Annotated in this window: 20 protein-coding genes; 15 read left to right on the forward strand and 5 right to left on the reverse strand. The window is 39.4% G+C overall.

Annotation, left to right across the window (positions count from 1 at the left end; all coding sequences use genetic code 11):
* Positions 1–266 precede the first annotated feature (266 nt).
* The 3 genes from ppnP (at position 267) to I6F40_RS05950 (ending at position 2,454) form a co-directional block, all read left to right on the forward strand.
* Positions 267–581, forward strand: coding sequence for a pyrimidine/purine nucleoside phosphorylase (gene ppnP, locus I6F40_RS05940; RefSeq protein WP_002958974.1), 315 nt, complete (start codon positions 267–269; stop codon positions 579–581).
* Between the two features lie 176 nt (positions 582–757).
* Positions 758–1,114 carry a ribosome hibernation-promoting factor, HPF/YfiA family gene (hpf, locus tag I6F40_RS05945; protein WP_007376058.1) on the forward strand — a complete coding sequence of 119 codons (357 nt, stop codon included), beginning with the start codon at positions 758–760 and terminating at the stop codon, positions 1,112–1,114.
* Between the two features lie 164 nt (positions 1,115–1,278).
* A complete protein-coding gene (locus I6F40_RS05950) occupies positions 1,279–2,454 on the forward strand; it encodes an NRAMP family divalent metal transporter (protein ID WP_197192691.1) in 1,176 nt (391 codons plus the stop codon).
* A 15-nt stretch (positions 2,455–2,469) separates the two neighbouring features.
* On the opposite strand, the gene I6F40_RS05955 is transcribed toward I6F40_RS05950, so the two are convergent.
* Positions 2,470–3,249 (reverse strand): hypothetical protein, encoded by a 780-nt coding sequence (locus I6F40_RS05955; protein ID WP_197192645.1) that lies wholly within the window; start codon positions 3,247–3,249, stop codon positions 2,470–2,472.
* 626 nt (positions 3,250–3,875) lie between these two features.
* On the opposite strand from I6F40_RS05955, the gene I6F40_RS05960 reads away from it, so the two are divergent.
* The 4 genes from I6F40_RS05960 to I6F40_RS05975 all read left to right on the forward strand — a co-directional run bounded on the left by I6F40_RS05960 (position 3,876) and on the right by I6F40_RS05975 (position 5,997).
* A complete protein-coding gene (locus I6F40_RS05960) occupies positions 3,876–4,331 on the forward strand; it encodes a GNAT family N-acetyltransferase (RefSeq protein WP_197192646.1) in 456 nt (151 codons plus the stop codon).
* Between the two features lie 78 nt (positions 4,332–4,409).
* Positions 4,410–4,742 (forward strand): type II toxin-antitoxin system RelE/ParE family toxin, encoded by a 333-nt coding sequence (locus I6F40_RS05965; RefSeq protein WP_039486712.1) that lies wholly within the window; start codon positions 4,410–4,412, stop codon positions 4,740–4,742.
* Positions 4,729–5,043 (forward strand): helix-turn-helix domain-containing protein, encoded by a 315-nt coding sequence (locus I6F40_RS05970; RefSeq protein ID WP_165742169.1) that lies wholly within the window; start codon positions 4,729–4,731, stop codon positions 5,041–5,043. Before I6F40_RS05965 ends, I6F40_RS05970 begins: the two co-directional genes overlap by 14 nt.
* 105 nt (positions 5,044–5,148) lie before the next feature.
* Positions 5,149–5,997 (forward strand): hypothetical protein, encoded by an 849-nt coding sequence (locus I6F40_RS05975; protein ID WP_197176751.1) that lies wholly within the window; start codon positions 5,149–5,151, stop codon positions 5,995–5,997.
* Between the two features lie 208 nt (positions 5,998–6,205).
* On the opposite strand, the gene I6F40_RS05980 is transcribed toward I6F40_RS05975, so the two are convergent.
* The 4 genes from I6F40_RS05980 to I6F40_RS05995 are packed head-to-tail and all read right to left on the reverse strand — an operon-like array spanning position 6,206 to position 8,959.
* Positions 6,206–6,628 carry a hypothetical protein gene (locus I6F40_RS05980; RefSeq protein ID WP_165728440.1) on the reverse strand — a complete coding sequence of 141 codons (423 nt, stop codon included), beginning with the start codon at positions 6,626–6,628 and terminating at the stop codon, positions 6,206–6,208.
* Position 6,629: 1 nt separating this feature from the next.
* Positions 6,630–7,817, reverse strand: coding sequence for a vWA domain-containing protein (locus I6F40_RS05985; RefSeq protein WP_197192647.1), 1,188 nt, complete (start codon positions 7,815–7,817; stop codon positions 6,630–6,632).
* Between the two features lies 1 nt (position 7,818).
* Complete coding sequence (locus I6F40_RS05990; RefSeq protein ID WP_166377792.1) at positions 7,819–8,667, reverse strand: AAA family ATPase; 849 nt, start codon at positions 8,665–8,667, stop codon at positions 7,819–7,821.
* A gap of 52 nt (positions 8,668–8,719) precedes the next feature.
* Positions 8,720–8,959, reverse strand: coding sequence for a DUF1653 domain-containing protein (locus tag I6F40_RS05995; RefSeq protein WP_165728443.1), 240 nt, complete (start codon positions 8,957–8,959; stop codon positions 8,720–8,722).
* Positions 8,960–9,019: 60 nt separating this feature from the next.
* Between I6F40_RS05995 and I6F40_RS06000 the strand changes: the two genes are divergently transcribed.
* From I6F40_RS06000 to I6F40_RS06035, 8 genes are all read left to right on the forward strand, one after another.
* Positions 9,020–9,499: a DUF2947 domain-containing protein gene (locus I6F40_RS06000; protein ID WP_165740820.1), complete on the forward strand. Its 480-nt coding sequence runs from the start codon at positions 9,020–9,022 to the stop codon at positions 9,497–9,499.
* A gap of 74 nt (positions 9,500–9,573) precedes the next feature.
* Complete coding sequence (locus I6F40_RS06005) at positions 9,574–10,215, forward strand: hypothetical protein (RefSeq protein ID WP_197192648.1); 642 nt, start codon at positions 9,574–9,576, stop codon at positions 10,213–10,215.
* Between the two features lie 31 nt (positions 10,216–10,246).
* Complete coding sequence (gene ftsB / locus I6F40_RS06010) at positions 10,247–10,534, forward strand: cell division protein FtsB (protein ID WP_007584772.1); 288 nt, start codon at positions 10,247–10,249, stop codon at positions 10,532–10,534.
* Positions 10,524–11,225: a 2-C-methyl-D-erythritol 4-phosphate cytidylyltransferase gene (ispD, locus tag I6F40_RS06015; RefSeq protein ID WP_197192649.1), complete on the forward strand. Its 702-nt coding sequence runs from the start codon at positions 10,524–10,526 to the stop codon at positions 11,223–11,225. Before ftsB ends, ispD begins: the two co-directional genes overlap by 11 nt.
* Positions 11,222–11,719, forward strand: coding sequence for a 2-C-methyl-D-erythritol 2,4-cyclodiphosphate synthase (gene ispF, locus I6F40_RS06020; RefSeq protein WP_165740817.1), 498 nt, complete (start codon positions 11,222–11,224; stop codon positions 11,717–11,719). The genes ispD and ispF overlap by 4 nt, the downstream gene beginning before the upstream one ends.
* Positions 11,716–12,768, forward strand: a complete 1,053-nt coding sequence (gene truD, locus I6F40_RS06025; protein WP_166377796.1) for a tRNA pseudouridine(13) synthase TruD — start codon at positions 11,716–11,718, stop codon at positions 12,766–12,768. Before ispF ends, truD begins: the two co-directional genes overlap by 4 nt.
* Positions 12,749–13,513, forward strand: a complete 765-nt coding sequence (gene surE / locus I6F40_RS06030; protein WP_166377798.1) for a 5'/3'-nucleotidase SurE — start codon at positions 12,749–12,751, stop codon at positions 13,511–13,513. The genes truD and surE overlap by 20 nt, the downstream gene beginning before the upstream one ends.
* Complete coding sequence (locus tag I6F40_RS06035; protein WP_007584780.1) at positions 13,503–14,141, forward strand: protein-L-isoaspartate(D-aspartate) O-methyltransferase; 639 nt, start codon at positions 13,503–13,505, stop codon at positions 14,139–14,141. The genes surE and I6F40_RS06035 overlap by 11 nt, the downstream gene beginning before the upstream one ends.
* Positions 14,142–14,146: the final 5 nt, after the last annotated feature.

A 14,146-nucleotide genomic window follows, 5' to 3' on the forward strand; every position in this document is an offset into this window, starting at 1 on the left:
TAATATTACCGGAGAAAAGAAAGCGAAAAGCTTATCCGCGAACGGTGCTCGCAAAGACACAAAAATATCCAGTTAGGTATAAACGAAAAAACACCACTCGTTCTTAAACGAGTGGTGTTACACATGTTGCGGGTTTTTTTATGCCCTTACATGAAGCAACTTCACCTTGAACAATGCAGCTTTCCTTGCAAGAAAGTAAGCTATCAGGCAATGTAGTGCGATAAAATTTATAAATAAAAATCTTAAATTAATAGCAGGAGCTAAAAATGCCAAAGTTCGATAACGTAAGTGTAGTAAAAAAAGCCAATGTATATTTTGATGGAAAAGTGTCGAGCCGTACCGTTATTTTAGGTGATGGCGAAGCGAAAACGTTAGGCTTTATGCAACCAGGTGAGTTTGTTTTTGATACAAACCAAAAAGAGTGCATGGAGCTTTTAGCTGGCCAATGGGATATTTTATTACCAGGTGCAAGTGAGTGGAAAACATTTAACGCGGGTGAATCGTTTAATGTTGATGCAAATGTAAGCTTTAAAGTAAAAGTATCTGATTTTGCTGACTACTGTTGTTCGTACACAGATTAACCAGTACAGCTAGACGTCTGAAAGCCCATGCACTATGGGCTTTGCATAAACTTTGCACAACGCATGATTTAAATCACCAAAAGCCGTAAATAATCCTCAAATATATCTCTTTTTTCCTTGTGTTAATTTAAATAGCCCCCAATACTAATTGTAGGTAACAAATAAAAGGATACCCTATGAAAATTAATCTTTCTGGTCACCATGTTGAAGTTACTGACTCTATTAGAGAGCACATCAACGAAAAATTTTCAAAAATCGAGAGCCATTTCCCATCGCTTATTGCACTCGATATTATTTTGTCTAAAGAACATCATAAAATCCAAGCTGAAATTAGCACTAATTATGAAGGCACGCGCATATCGGTAAAAGGGGAAAACGAAGTTATGTACCCAGCCATTGCAAGCGCAGCTAAAAAACTCGATGCGGCACTAAAACATCGAAAAGGGCAAATAAAAGCTAACCTACACGAAAAGCCTGTAAGCACGACACCTGAAATCGCACACGAGATCATCCAAGAGATGGATCTTAAATAAAAATTAGTCACAAAGTATTGTAAAAAAGAGCCGCCTGGCTCTTTTTTATTGCCTGTAATTTCTGTAAGTTAGAGGCTCACACACACACTATTTTTGAGCAGTAAATGAACCAAGCAGTACCGAAATGGAAATCAAGCCTGAACGCGCTTGGCCCTGGGATTCTCATGGCAACAGCCGCTATTGGAGGTTCTCACTTAGTTGCCTCTACACAAGCTGGGGCAATATTTGGCTGGCAATTATTTTGGCTTATCCTCGTTGTTAATGTTTTAAAGTACCCGTTTTTTCGCTTTGGTATGGAATACACTCTCGCTACTAAAAATAGCCTAGTAGAGGGGTATAAAAGTAAAGGTCCGTTTTACTTTTATAGCTTTATTGGTTTAAACATTGTAGCCGCCGTTGTTAATACCGCCGGCGTATTACTGCTTACCGCAAGCTTACTGCATTACGCTCTACCTATTGTTATTGAAGTAACCTTACTTTGTTGGATGCTGCTAGGGGTATGTTTAGTTATATTACTACTTGGGCACTTTAAAGCGCTCGATAACGTTGCTAAAGGCATTATGGGGCTGCTTACACTCGCGACTTTAATTGCCCTTGCCATTGCATTTAGTAACGGTCCAATGGCACCTGCTGACTATGTAGGGCCTTCACCGTACGAACTTGCCATGCTGAGTTTTATGGTGGCTTTAATGGGGTGGATGCCAGCGCCTATCGAAATATCTGCATTAAGTTCTTTATGGCTAAAAGAAAAACAAGCGCAGCAAACAGTTTCTAAAAGCCAAGGCTTATTCGATTTTAATGTAGGTTACTGGCTTACAGCTGGCTTAGCATTAGTATTTTTTAGCTTAGGTGTATTAGTGCAATACGGGCAAACCAGCAGTATAGAACTCGGTGGTGTCGCGTTTGCCAAGCAGCTTATTGATATGTACGCATTAACAATAGGCGAGTGGGCAAGGCCGCTAGTATCAGCCATTGCTTTTTTATGTATGTTTGGCACTACACTCACCGTGCTAGATGGTTACGCGCGTACTTTAAATGAATCGCATAAACTACTTGGTTTTAAGCAATCAAAACACAGTCTAAATATTTGGTTAATACTACAAGCACTTGCCGGTATGGCGGTTATTTTATTTTTTAAATCAGCCCTTGGCCCCATGCTTACGTTTGCGATGACGCTTTCATTTGTTACAACGCCTATTTTTGCATGGCTTAACTTTAGCCTTGTGCGATCAGAGCTTGCTATAAAACATAGCGTGTTACTACGTAGTTTAACGTGGTTAGGGCTAGTGTATTTAGTAGGCTTTGCTTTAGCTTTTATAATTTGGAAGTTGGCAGCCTAATTAAAGATCAAAGCCCTATAACGGGCACTCTACTTTATTATATTTATACTCAATAGGGAAAATCTGACCTTCTGCGGATTTTTTTATACTCTTATCGATACGTAAAATACTATTTTTAAAATCATCGACTAAACGATATCGCATTTCAGTCATTGAGTTTTCGCCTAAAATGTATATTTCTTCTTGGCGGATCTCCCCTCCATCTGCAATAGTAAGTGTAGTGATAGCATTTACAGTATTTCCTCCAAGGCTGTTTAGTACTCCTTCAACAATACCTTCATACCCAACGCTGTATTCAACTGATTGGGAGTAACCTAACTTTGTCCCTGTTACTTTTGTACCGTAAATATCTAATTTTAATTCACGCGTTTCGGTAACGCCTTCTTCACTACCCTCATATTTGTAACAAGCAATATTACCAAAATCCAGTTCGTCGTCAGAAATGTCATTCTCTATAGAAAACACAAACAGCTCACCTGTTTTTTTAACCTGGACACCGTAACGCGATGTTTCTGCAGTTGATACTAAGCTTGCTACAGTCACATCTTTGGTTTCTTTGTAAAATATACTTCCTGAGCCAAAACAAATGTTTGCCTCTGTTGTATCACAAGCTTCAATATTTGAATAATTTTCAATCTCTTCTGGAAGAGTGATATCATTCCAATTGTTAGCAAGTTTTTGTGTTGAAGTTTCGGATGCGCTATCTAATACAACTTTTGTCGAGTTGGAAGTGAAATAGTTGTAGCCAAAAAAAACGGCTAAAATGAGTGAAATAACAATAAAAATATTTTTCATAATGGATGAATTACAACAGCTTTAATCAAAAGTGCGTGAATTATAACGGTTTTAATCAAAAGTTCAATTTGGTAAAGATTACCCTTACTCACAATTGAAAACCACGTGTAAATAAGTTATTCAGTAGTGCGAACAAAAAAATACTCGCCCTCTGATTTGGGTAACGATCCGCTTTTTATCAGGTCGCTCATAAAACAAAAATAAACAAGACACCAACAAAACACCCACCCTAAATTTTGTTGTTAAGTATGTTTTATTAAGCATGTTCGCGAGGTAAACTCGCGCCTACAGGATTGGGGTTATATTTGTAGGCGCGGCTTTAAGCCGCGTTTTTGGTTTTTTTTTTACTACTCGCGAGGTAAAAAAATTAAGACAACACCTATCTTAATTGAGATAGCTTTGTTTGTTTAATTAAGGTGGATGTCTAGTTTGATTTAGCAATAAAACACAGCGTGTTATTACGTAGCTTAACGTGGTTAGGACTAGTGTATTTAGTAGGTTTTGCAGTAGCGTTTATAGTGTGGGAGCTAGCAGCCTAAATATAACCCCTTACTTTAGGGTTTTAATTAAAGCCCTAAAGCCCTAAAGCCCTCAAGCATTAAATTCTAGGATTAAACGAGGTATAAATGGATATTAGAACAGGTGAACTTTCAAACCCACACGTTATAAAGCTACTACAAGGGCATCATAACGATATGCTAAAGCACTCACCCGTCGAGAGCGTGCATGCACTTGATGTAAGTAAACTCACTCAGCCCGGCATAACTTTTTATAGCTTATGGATTGATAATAATTTAGCGGGTGTTGGCGCTTTAAAAGCACTAAATACAACGCATGGCGAAATTAAATCAATGCGCACTTCAAGTAACCATTTACGCCAAGGTATAGCTACTAAGTTGCTCACCCATATTATTGAGCAATCCACACTGCGTGGTTATAAAACACTAAGTTTAGAGACCGGCACCGCAGAGGCATTTTTACCGGCACAAAAGCTTTATGCTCAATTTGGTTTTAAAGAGTGTGAGTCGTTTGGTGATTATGAGCTAGACCCGTACAGCTTGTTTATGAGTAAAGGGCTTTAGCTAAAGCAAGAGATACCTGCCGCCAATCGTTTAAAATCTTTAATTGAATTTATACGCTATCTGCGTATACTTTAATGTATGAAAAGCCTATTTGTTGAATCAAACATATTCGAAAAGTACCGAGAGCTGTACTTGAGTGATGACGAGTATCGTTTATTTCAAGCAGATCTAATGGTTAATCCTAAACAGGGCGATGTGATTCAAGGAACAGGCGGCTTACGTAAAATACGAGTTGCGAGTAAAGGAAAGGGTAAGCGTGGTGGTTCAAGAGTTATATATTATTACTTGGACGATAAAAGACGTTTTTATCTACTCACTATCTACAGTAAAAACGAAGTAACCGATTTAACAGCAGATCAGAAAAAGCAATTAAAAGAATTCTTAGAGGTGTGGCGCAATGAGCAAACGTGATTTATTTTCAGAATTAACTACAGCACTTGTGAACGCTAAAGCGCATTCACAAGGAAAGCTTACGTTACGTACTCATACGGTAAATGATATTAATGATCTTGCTATCTCACCCGATGAAATAGTAAATATTCGAGAAACATTTAATATGTCGCGCGGGGTATTTGCAAACATTTTACATACATCAGCAAGAACGCTCGAAAACTGGGAGCAAGGACGCAGTGCACCTAATGGGCAAGCGATAACATTGCTAAAGCTTGTGCAGCGTCATCCTGAGACGCTAAATCACATAGCTGAGTTGTAAGTTCATGATACGTATCTAAGTAATTCAAATCTACTCTGTATTACTTATTTAAAAGACAAAGATAGACGCGAACTAATTATTTATTCATATTAATTGAGAGATATTATGACTTTAAATAGCATTTTTAATTGGTTATCAATAAAGCTCTTAATTGACGAAAAAAAAGCGGTTCATGAAGGTAAGTTATTTCAATTAGCTATTATTATACCAATTTTTTTGTCTATATTTTTTTCAATCACACCAACATGTGAATTAATCGAAAGTAATGATTTTCAACTTTCCTTAAGCTCTTCATCGTTAAAGGAATTCGTGAGTTATTATTCGTTTTCGCTTAGTTTATTACCCTTGGCTGTTATTTTTAGTCTCATAATTATAAGAATTCATAATTCTAAGCAAATAATAAGCCAAACAACACTTAGAAATTATTACGAGCACTGCGAAATATTTGACAAGTATTGTAAGTATCTTGAGAAAAGTTTTGGATTTGAAATTCAACAAAGAGTTTTATACAAATCTCTATTTTCTAAAAGCGCTCAGAAGAGTTATAACACAGAAGTAACTCTCGAAATTGCTCGCTTCTATATAAAAACTACAAATGAGAAGTCAAAGTTTGTAGGTAGTGTCCCTAACTCGGACATTCATACTCCTAAAGTGACTATATATAGTTTAAAACAAGATTATTTGAGAGGTTTTAGATATTATGGAATTTCTTTCCCGACCAAAAATCCATTTTGTTTAAACAAGCTTTTTGAGCTTCATAAAAATCTCATATGTGAGCTGTATCAGTTTGAAGGTATCGATATTAGTTTGGGAGAGCTCAAACCTCTAATTGCAATGCTTTCTACAGCTGAAGAACTATCAAAAAACAGAATAAAAAAACGTTATCCAAAAGGGTTAACTACTTCAGATGACTATGGATCTCCAATATTTATTGATGGCTCCCCATTGAGTTAGATATTTTAATTTGAGGGAGCTATTATTTTTAAACAGTTTTAATTTTTTGGCAATACTTTAATCTAACTCAGCTCTTTTATCGCTCTACTTATCCCATCTAAACTAAGCGCATACATGCGATTGTTCATTAGCTTTTTTATAAAGCCAATTGATTGATAGTACAGCTAATGCTCAACGAGTTATGAGTTTAGCCAATCTAGTTTAATTGTTACTCATTTGAGTAAACAACAATTTCATCAGAATTTGGTGATTTATAAAATCCAACATTTTTTGATTGCTTACCCATGAAATCAATAGCATATTTCATCTCTGCAATTGTTCTTACTGTAGAAAATTTATCTTTAAAACATGCTGAGAATTCGTATGTGAAAGATGTTGACTGATCATAACCTCCCAGCTCTAAAAGGTTATATTCAGTAAAAGGATCTGGCCCTAAAATTTGATGAGAGGTAATAAAAGGCACCCTAGAGTCTTGTGATTTCCAATCATTCAAGCATTTAGCTTCAACATTGCTTGCTAATAAATAAATGCTTTCATCCTTTTTAGAGTCACTTATAAAGATAGTAATAAAAACCATATTTATAATAAGTGATGCAAACAAAACTAATTTTAATATATTCCTATTATTCATTTTAACTCAGCTCTTTTATCGCTTTACTTATCCCATCTAAACTCAGCGCATACATGCGGTTGTTCATTAGCTCTTTTATAAAGCCAATTGATTGATAGTACGGCCAGTGTTCAACGGATTGTGGGTTGAGCCAAGCGACTTTATCAAAGTGGTTGGTGACTCGTGATAACCATACACTGCCGGGCTCTTCGTTGTAGTGCTCTACTGAGCCGCCAGGGTAGGCTATTTCGTACGGGCCCATAGTGGCATCGCCAACAAATATTACTTTATAGTCGCTGGTAAATTTGTTAATCAGCGTCATGGTGTCTATTACGTTTGAATGGCGGCGCGCGTTGTCTTGCCAAATGTTCTCGTATAAACAGTTATGAAAGTAGTAAAACTCTAGGTGTTTAAACTCGCTGTGGGCGGCGCTAAATAATTCTTCGCAGGTATGAATGTAGTCATCCATTGAGCCGCCAATATCAAACAGCATCAATACTTTTACGGCATTGTGGCGCTCAGGTGCCATTTTTACATCAAGCATGCCGCCTTGTTTTGCAGTAGCGCGAATAGTCTCGTTTAAATCAAGCGTGTCGCTTGCGCCAGTGCGGGCAAATTTACGTAGTTTTTTAAGGGCGAGTTTAATTGTGCGCGAACCAATTTCTCTGTCGGTGTCGAGGTTTTTGTATTCTCGTTTATCCCACACTTTTACCGCTTGGCGGTTACGATTGCCGTCTTGACCTATACGCACGCCTTCGGGGTTATAGCCGTATGCTCCAAAAGGTGATGTACCGCCAGTGCCCACCCATTTATTGCCACCAGCGTGACGTTTTTGTTGCTCTTCTAAGCGCTCTTTTAGGGTTTTCATAAGCTCGTCGAGCCCACCCATAGCTTTAAGTTGGGCTTTTTCTTCATCGCTTAGGTTTTTTTCAAACTCTTTACGTAGCCAATCTTCAGGTAAGTTGTGCTGTTGCTTTAAGCTCTCGAGCAAATCGAGGTCAGCAATACCACTAAAATAGTCGCTAAAGGCTTTGTCGAATCGGTCAAAGTGCGTTTCGTCTTTTACCATTATGGTGCGTGCTAAATGGTAAAAGGCGTCTACATCGGCAAATATAACGCCTTTTTTTAAGGCGTTAATTAAGTCGAGTAACTCGCGTAGACTTACTGGTAAACGGTATTCCCGTAGTTTGAAGAAAAACGCAATCAACATCTTAGCGACGACTCATAAACGCGAGTTTTTCGATTAGGCTTATATCTTGCTCATTTTTAAGTAATGCGCCAAACATGGGCATTAAGCCACCTTTTTTAGCTTTATCGTGCAGTGTTTTAGCATCTATGTCTTCAGCCATTAAAAGCTTTAACCAATCGAGTAATTCGCTGGTGGATGGCTTCTTTTTAAGGCCGTTTGCGTCACGCAGGTTAAAAAATACTTCAAGTGCTTGGCGTACTAAATCCTGTTTAACGTTAGGGTAGTGCACGTCGATAATTTGCTGCATTTCGTCGCTGGTAGGAAAATCAATATAATGAAAAAAGCAGCGGCGTAAAAATGCGTCCGGTAATTCTTTTTCGTTATTTGATGTGATGATCACAATAGGGCGCTCTTTTGCGACAATGCGCTCGTTAGTTTCGTAAACATGAAACTCCATTTTATCAAGCTCAAGTAATAAGTCGTTTGGAAACTCTATGTCGGCTTTATCTATTTCATCAATTAAAAGCACTGGGCGTTTACCGTGTAATTCTGCATGAGTAAATGCTTGCCAAAGCTTACCTTTAACAATGTAGTTACCAATATTGTGTACACGCTCGTCACCTAATTGACTGTCGCGCAGGCGCGAAACCGCATCGTACTCGTACAAGCCTTGCTGCGCTTTAGTAGTCGATTTTATATGCCACTGAATAAGTACTGTATCTAAGCTTTTAGCTAACTCCTCAGCCAGCATAGTTTTACCTGTGCCGGGTTCGCCTTTAATTAAAAGTGGTTTTTCGAGCATAATGGCCGCATTTACTGCCTGTTTTAGCGAGCTGCTTGCGATGTAATTGTCAGTAGAATTAAATTGCACGGTGTACCCTTGTCTGGTCTGAGGAGTAAGTTATTTTGTTATAATGCCATAGTTAAACGGCAGGTCCAAGGTAGGCAAAACGCGGTATGACCTCTCCATCTTTTTCAATGGTTTCTAAAAACATACTAAGTGGACGTGCCCAGATTCCAAATTCACCATAGAGTGCTTGGTAAATCACAAGTTGTTCCTCGGTTTCGCTATGGGTGGCAACGTGAATAACTTTGTATTGCGGCCCTTTGTAGTGTTGGTACATACCTGGTTTGAGGGAAAGTGGTTTTATTGCTGTAGTCATGTTTTGATCTCTTGTATAATTTGGCTTTGCACTTTTAATGTTAACTAATTTGCCAACACTATGAACTATATTTCTTTAGATGATTACAAAAAGGCGTGGGTTTTTCGCCACAAAGATTTACCTGTATCTGATGAAGACGCAGCAAAAATAAAGCCTATGGGCGATGAGCGTGCAGCCGTACTTTGGACAACCATGGTGAGCCGTGAGTTTGATCACCCAGATTTTTTTGAAGACACCGATTGGTGTGGACAAGAAAAAAGCTTTAGCCAAGAAGTAGATTGGCAAGATGCGTGGGAAAATGGCGATGCGCAACCACCAGAAGCAATCTTAACTTTTTTAGATTGGGAAGCTAATACCACGGTTTATTTTTGTATGGCGCGCGATAATATTATCGAAACGACGTTTGATGTATTTAAACGCAATTGGCAAAACTTTATGTTTTTAGCTGATGGCAGTTTGCTGATTGGTAAAAAGCGTAATACGGTTGTGCAATTTTTAGAATCAGGTAAAGCAAAATTAGGTGAAAAGCCAAGCGCTTAATTAGTGCGCTGCGCTTAAAAAATATTCAATACTGTGTTATAAAACATTTACCTGAATATTTTTGAGTACAGCTATTGGTCGCTAAAAATCAGTCACTTGGTGCTCAGCAGCAAGTTGAAATTTGGCAAACTGATGCACAAAAAGTGTTGTATGCACAATTGTGTAATGCGTTTTATCAGCGTGAGGTTCAGCGATTAGTTGCAGAGCCTAATGCCGATAAACTGCGCCGCCAGTTAAAAAGCCTACCTTATTATATTGAGCGAGCGGCAACGTTAGTAGCTAATGGCGACACGCCTTTTACGCTTGATGCACAAAACGGGACGTGGCTTGAAAAGCAAAAACCGACTCCACCCGATGTGAATGTTCACGCTAATGAACTTTTTTATCAAACGTATGCCAAAGTGGGGCTTATAGTGCCCGTTATATTACATGGTTACGATCAGGTGCGCCTTAGAATAGACAGCATTGATCAGTTAGGTGAAAATAAGCTGCATTGCAACGAGCTAGGTTGGTTTGATTTTTTAGGAAATGGGTTAGAGCAGCAAAATGCTCAGTTAATAAAGCCAAGTAAAGTGAGTTTAACCGCTGCATGTTGCGGGCATCAGTGGCAATTTTCGAAGCGTTGTATGCCACGGGTTTTATCACTACGTGAAATGCTTTTAGCGGGTAGTATTAATTGGCGCAATTTAAAGCGCCCCTTAGCGTATGAAAGTTAAGGTATTTGGAATTTAAAATAAGGAGTGTTAAATGCGTATTTTTCAAGTTGGCTTACTGTGCTTAGCACTGTTTGTACAATACAGATTATGGTTTGGTCATAATGGCTTACAAGACTACACACGGCTAAAAGGTGCTGTAGCGTCGCATCAAGAAACCAACGAAAAGCTCATTAAACGAAATAAAGTACTTAAAGCAGATATTGAAGATTTAAAGCTTGGCCAAGAAGGCATTGAAGAGCGTGCACGCAACGAATTGGGAATGATTAAACCGGACGAAACATTTATTCGTGTTTTACCGGGCAAACAATATGACAAATAAACAGACTATTGCTGCAATTGTTCCTGCAGCGGGTGTTGGCAGTAGAATGCAGCACAATGCGCCTAAGCAATACATACAATTAGCGGGTAAAACTATTTTAGAGCATACCTTAGCTAAACTTTCTCAATTATCTCAATTACGCACTATTGTTGTTGCCCTTAGCGACAGCGATCCCTATTTTGACGAACTCCCAACACTTGATAAGCGCATTGTTCGCGCCAGTGGCGGTAAAGAGCGTGCAGATTCGGTACTTAATAGCTTACTTTTTTTAGCGCCTAACCCGCCTACATGGGTGTTGGTGCACGATGCTGCGCGTCCGCTAGTTAATATCAGTGATATAGAGCGTTTAATTGATGAATGTATACGCGCTGATGAAGGCGGTATTTTAGCTAGCAAAGTAAAAGACACCATAAAACGCGGCCACACTCATGCCCTACAAACTGTGCCACGAGACGATTTATGGCAAGCACTTACCCCGCAGTTTTTTAAATATGACGAGCTTAAAAATGCACTTCAAGGCGCATTAGCAAGTGGGGCAACTATTACAGACGAAGCAAGTGCAATTGAATGGGCGAGTAAGCCAGTAAAGCTTGTAGCAGGTCGCAGCGATAATATTAAAATAACCACGCCAGAGGATTTAGACTTGGCTGGGTTTTTATTACATAAACAACAAAACGAGAGTGCATTATGATACGAATTGGCCATGGTTTTGACGTACATAAATTTGGCGGCGAAGGCCCGTTAACTATTTGTGGTGAAAAAATTGATTATCCACAAGGCTTTTTAGCGCACTCAGATGGCGATGTCGCTATTCATGCATTATGTGATGCTATTTTAGGCTCGCTTGCAATGGGTGATATTGGTAAGCACTTTCCGGATACGGCTAGTGAGTATGAAAATATCGACAGCCGTATTTTACTTCGCCATGTGGTGAGCTTAGCTAAAGAGCAAGGTTATGTAATTGGCAATGGCGATGTGACTATTGTTGCACAGGCGCCAAAAATGCTGCCACACATTCAAGCTATGCGTGCTAATTTAGCCAGCGATTTAAATTGTAACCTTAGCCAAATTAACGTTAAAGCCACTACTACTGAAAAGCTAGGCTTTGAAGGGCGCAGGGAAGGTATTTCGAGCCATGCAGTGGTTATTATGAGTAAAGAGTCTATGAGTACAAAAAACGCATGAGCGATTTAAATTATTTATACGGTGCTCCGCTTTCTAAAGCTGATTTTAAAACCACCGCTGAAGACTTTATGGTTGATGAAGACCTAGGTATAGAATTTACAGGCAGTGGCGAACACGTGTGTTTGCAGGTGGTTAAAAAAGGCGAAAATACGCAATATGTTGCCAAGCTAATTGCGCAGCGTGCGGGTGTTTCACCGCGAGACGTAAGTTACGCCGGCATGAAAGATCGCCACGGTGTGTGCTCACAGTGGTTTAGTGTAAAAGTACCGATTAAAAAGCCTATCGATTTTAGCGATTTAAATAGCGAGAGTATTTTTATTGTGTCGCAACAGCGCCACGACCGTAAATTACGCACGGGCTGCCACAAAGGTAATAAATTTACTATTACGCTTCGTAACGTAACCAAGCCCCTTGATATTTTATGCCGCATTAACGCAGTACGCGCAGGTGTGCCTAATTACTTTGGCGAACAACGATTTGGGCATGGCGGTCATAACTTAGTTATGGCTGAAAAAATGTTTGCCGGTGAGCGCATTCGCGATAAAAAACTGCGCGGTATTATTATTTCAGCAGCGCGCTCTCATGTGTTTAATCAAATAGTAAATTTACGTGTTAAAGAGCATGGTTTAGCTAAAACAATGCACCGTGAAGTATTTATGCTCAGCGGCAGTAATGCATTTTTTGAAGATGCAATTAACGACGAAAACATAGAGCGATTAGCCACTGGCGATATTATGATGTCGGCACCTATGGTGGGGAAAAGCGAAAAAGGTTTAACCGAACAAGAAAAAATCTGGCTTGAACCTTTCCAAACATGGTGTGATGGCTTAGGTGAGTTAGGCCTTAAAAATGAGCGCAGAATGCTGCGTTTAATTCCGCAAAACTTAACGGTTGAGACCATAGATGAAACCAGTTTAAAGCTGAGTTTTGGTTTGCCAAAAGGGTGTTTTGCAACCGCATTATTACGCGAGCTGGTGGATTACACAGATGCAAGCCCACGAGAGCGCAAAGAGAAGGATAATGACATAAATGAAGATACTGTTAAGTAACGATGATGGCGTAAATGCTAAAGGCATTGCGGTTTTATATCAGGCGCTTATACAAATTGCAGACGTAACCCTTGTTGCACCTGATCGCAACTGTAGTGGCGCAAGTAATTCTTTAACATTAATGAACCCACTACGAGCGACTACACTCGAAAATGGTTTTATGTCGGTAAATGGCACACCTACTGATTGTGTGCATTTAGGTGTCAATCAGTTAGCTAATGAAAAACCAGACCTTGTTGTTGCTGGCATTAACCATGGTGCCAATTTAGGCGACGATACGCTTTACTCTGGCACCGTTGCAGCTGCAACTGAAGGTCGTCATTTAGGCTTACCTGCAATTGCGGTATCGCTTTGCTCACATAAGGGCGAGCATTTTGAAACAGCCGCTGCTGTTACCGTAAATATTATTAAAGGTTTGGCTTCGCATCCGCTTCCAAAAGATCAAATAATAAATATAAATGTGCCAGATATTCCATTAAGTGAATTAAAAGGGGTGCAAGTAACTCGTTTAGGTGCTCGTCATAAAGCAGAAACCATGACCAAACAAACCGATCCTTGGGGTCGAGATATTTATTGGTATGGGTCGCTGGGCATAGAAAGTGATGCAGGTGAGGGTACCGACTTTTATGCAATCAATAACGGTTTTGCTTCAGTTACGCCATTAAGTGTTGATATGACAGCCAAAGACAGCCTAAAAGCAGTAGGAGACTGGTTAGCCGATTTGGAGATTAATCGTGCTCGCTAATTATACCCGCAGTGCAAAAGCGCTATCTGACTTACTAAAGCGCGAAGGCGTTGAAGATACACAAGTACTGAGTGCTATAGCTGATATTCCGCGACATATATTCGTAGACGATGTGCTAAAACACAAAGCTTATGAAAATACGGCGCTACCTATTGGGCAAGGGCAAACTATTTCCCAGCCTTATATAGTAGCGCGCATGACAGAGCTACTTCGCTTAGCTGGTGTACGCAATAAAGTGCTGGAAATTGGTACTGGCTCTGGATATCAAACTGCAATATTAGCCAAAACGTTTACAAAAGTTTATTCGGTAGAGCGTATTAAAACGCTTCAGTGGCAGGCAAAGCGTCGATTGCAACAACTCGATTTATATAATGTAACCATGAAGCATGGTGATGGTTGGCAAGGCTGGCAATCACAAGCACCTTTTGATGGTATTATAGTGACTGCTGCGGCCTCTAAAGTTCCGCAAGACTTACTTGCTCAGTTAGCCGATGGAGGCGTGTTATTAGCGCCCATTGGTGAGAGCGATCAAAAATTAGTAATGGTTATTCGCGAAGGCGATAATTATAAAGAGCATGTTATTGCTCCCGTTAGATTTGTGCCGTTAGTACCTGGCGATATTGAATAGGAATT

It is taken from the genome of Pseudoalteromonas sp. SWXJ133 (assembly GCF_015864365.1).
Classification (GTDB): Bacteria; Pseudomonadota; Gammaproteobacteria; order Enterobacterales; family Alteromonadaceae; genus Pseudoalteromonas; species Pseudoalteromonas arctica.

Bases quoted from the DNA above. Each gene is read 5' to 3' on its own strand.
- hpf (WP_007376058.1), top strand. From the start codon at position 758: ATGAAAATTAATCTTTCTGGTCACCATGTTGAAGTTACTGACTCTATT.
- I6F40_RS05975 (WP_197176751.1), top strand. From the start codon at position 5,149: ATGACTTTAAATAGCATTTTTAATTGGTTATCAATAAAGCTCTTAATT.
- I6F40_RS05970 (WP_165742169.1), top strand. From the start codon at position 4,729: ATGAGCAAACGTGATTTATTTTCAGAATTAACTACAGCACTTGTGAAC.
- ppnP (WP_002958974.1), top strand. From the start codon at position 267: ATGCCAAAGTTCGATAACGTAAGTGTAGTAAAAAAAGCCAATGTATAT.
- truD (WP_166377796.1), top strand. From the start codon at position 11,716: ATGAGCGATTTAAATTATTTATACGGTGCTCCGCTTTCTAAAGCTGAT.
- I6F40_RS05960 (WP_197192646.1), top strand. From the start codon at position 3,876: ATGGATATTAGAACAGGTGAACTTTCAAACCCACACGTTATAAAGCTA.
- I6F40_RS05985 (WP_197192647.1), bottom strand. From the start codon at position 7,817: ATGTTGATTGCGTTTTTCTTCAAACTACGGGAATACCGTTTACCAGTA.
- surE (WP_166377798.1), top strand. From the start codon at position 12,749: ATGAAGATACTGTTAAGTAACGATGATGGCGTAAATGCTAAAGGCATT.
- I6F40_RS05980 (WP_165728440.1), bottom strand. From the start codon at position 6,628: ATGAATAATAGGAATATATTAAAATTAGTTTTGTTTGCATCACTTATT.
- I6F40_RS06000 (WP_165740820.1), top strand. From the start codon at position 9,020: ATGAACTATATTTCTTTAGATGATTACAAAAAGGCGTGGGTTTTTCGC.
- I6F40_RS05995 (WP_165728443.1), bottom strand. From the start codon at position 8,959: ATGACTACAGCAATAAAACCACTTTCCCTCAAACCAGGTATGTACCAA.
- I6F40_RS05950 (WP_197192691.1), top strand. From the start codon at position 1,279: ATGGCAACAGCCGCTATTGGAGGTTCTCACTTAGTTGCCTCTACACAA.
- ftsB (WP_007584772.1), top strand. From the start codon at position 10,247: ATGCGTATTTTTCAAGTTGGCTTACTGTGCTTAGCACTGTTTGTACAA.
- ispD (WP_197192649.1), top strand. From the start codon at position 10,524: ATGACAAATAAACAGACTATTGCTGCAATTGTTCCTGCAGCGGGTGTT.
- I6F40_RS05965 (WP_039486712.1), top strand. From the start codon at position 4,410: ATGAAAAGCCTATTTGTTGAATCAAACATATTCGAAAAGTACCGAGAG.
- ispF (WP_165740817.1), top strand. From the start codon at position 11,222: ATGATACGAATTGGCCATGGTTTTGACGTACATAAATTTGGCGGCGAA.
- I6F40_RS05955 (WP_197192645.1), bottom strand. From the start codon at position 3,249: ATGAAAAATATTTTTATTGTTATTTCACTCATTTTAGCCGTTTTTTTT.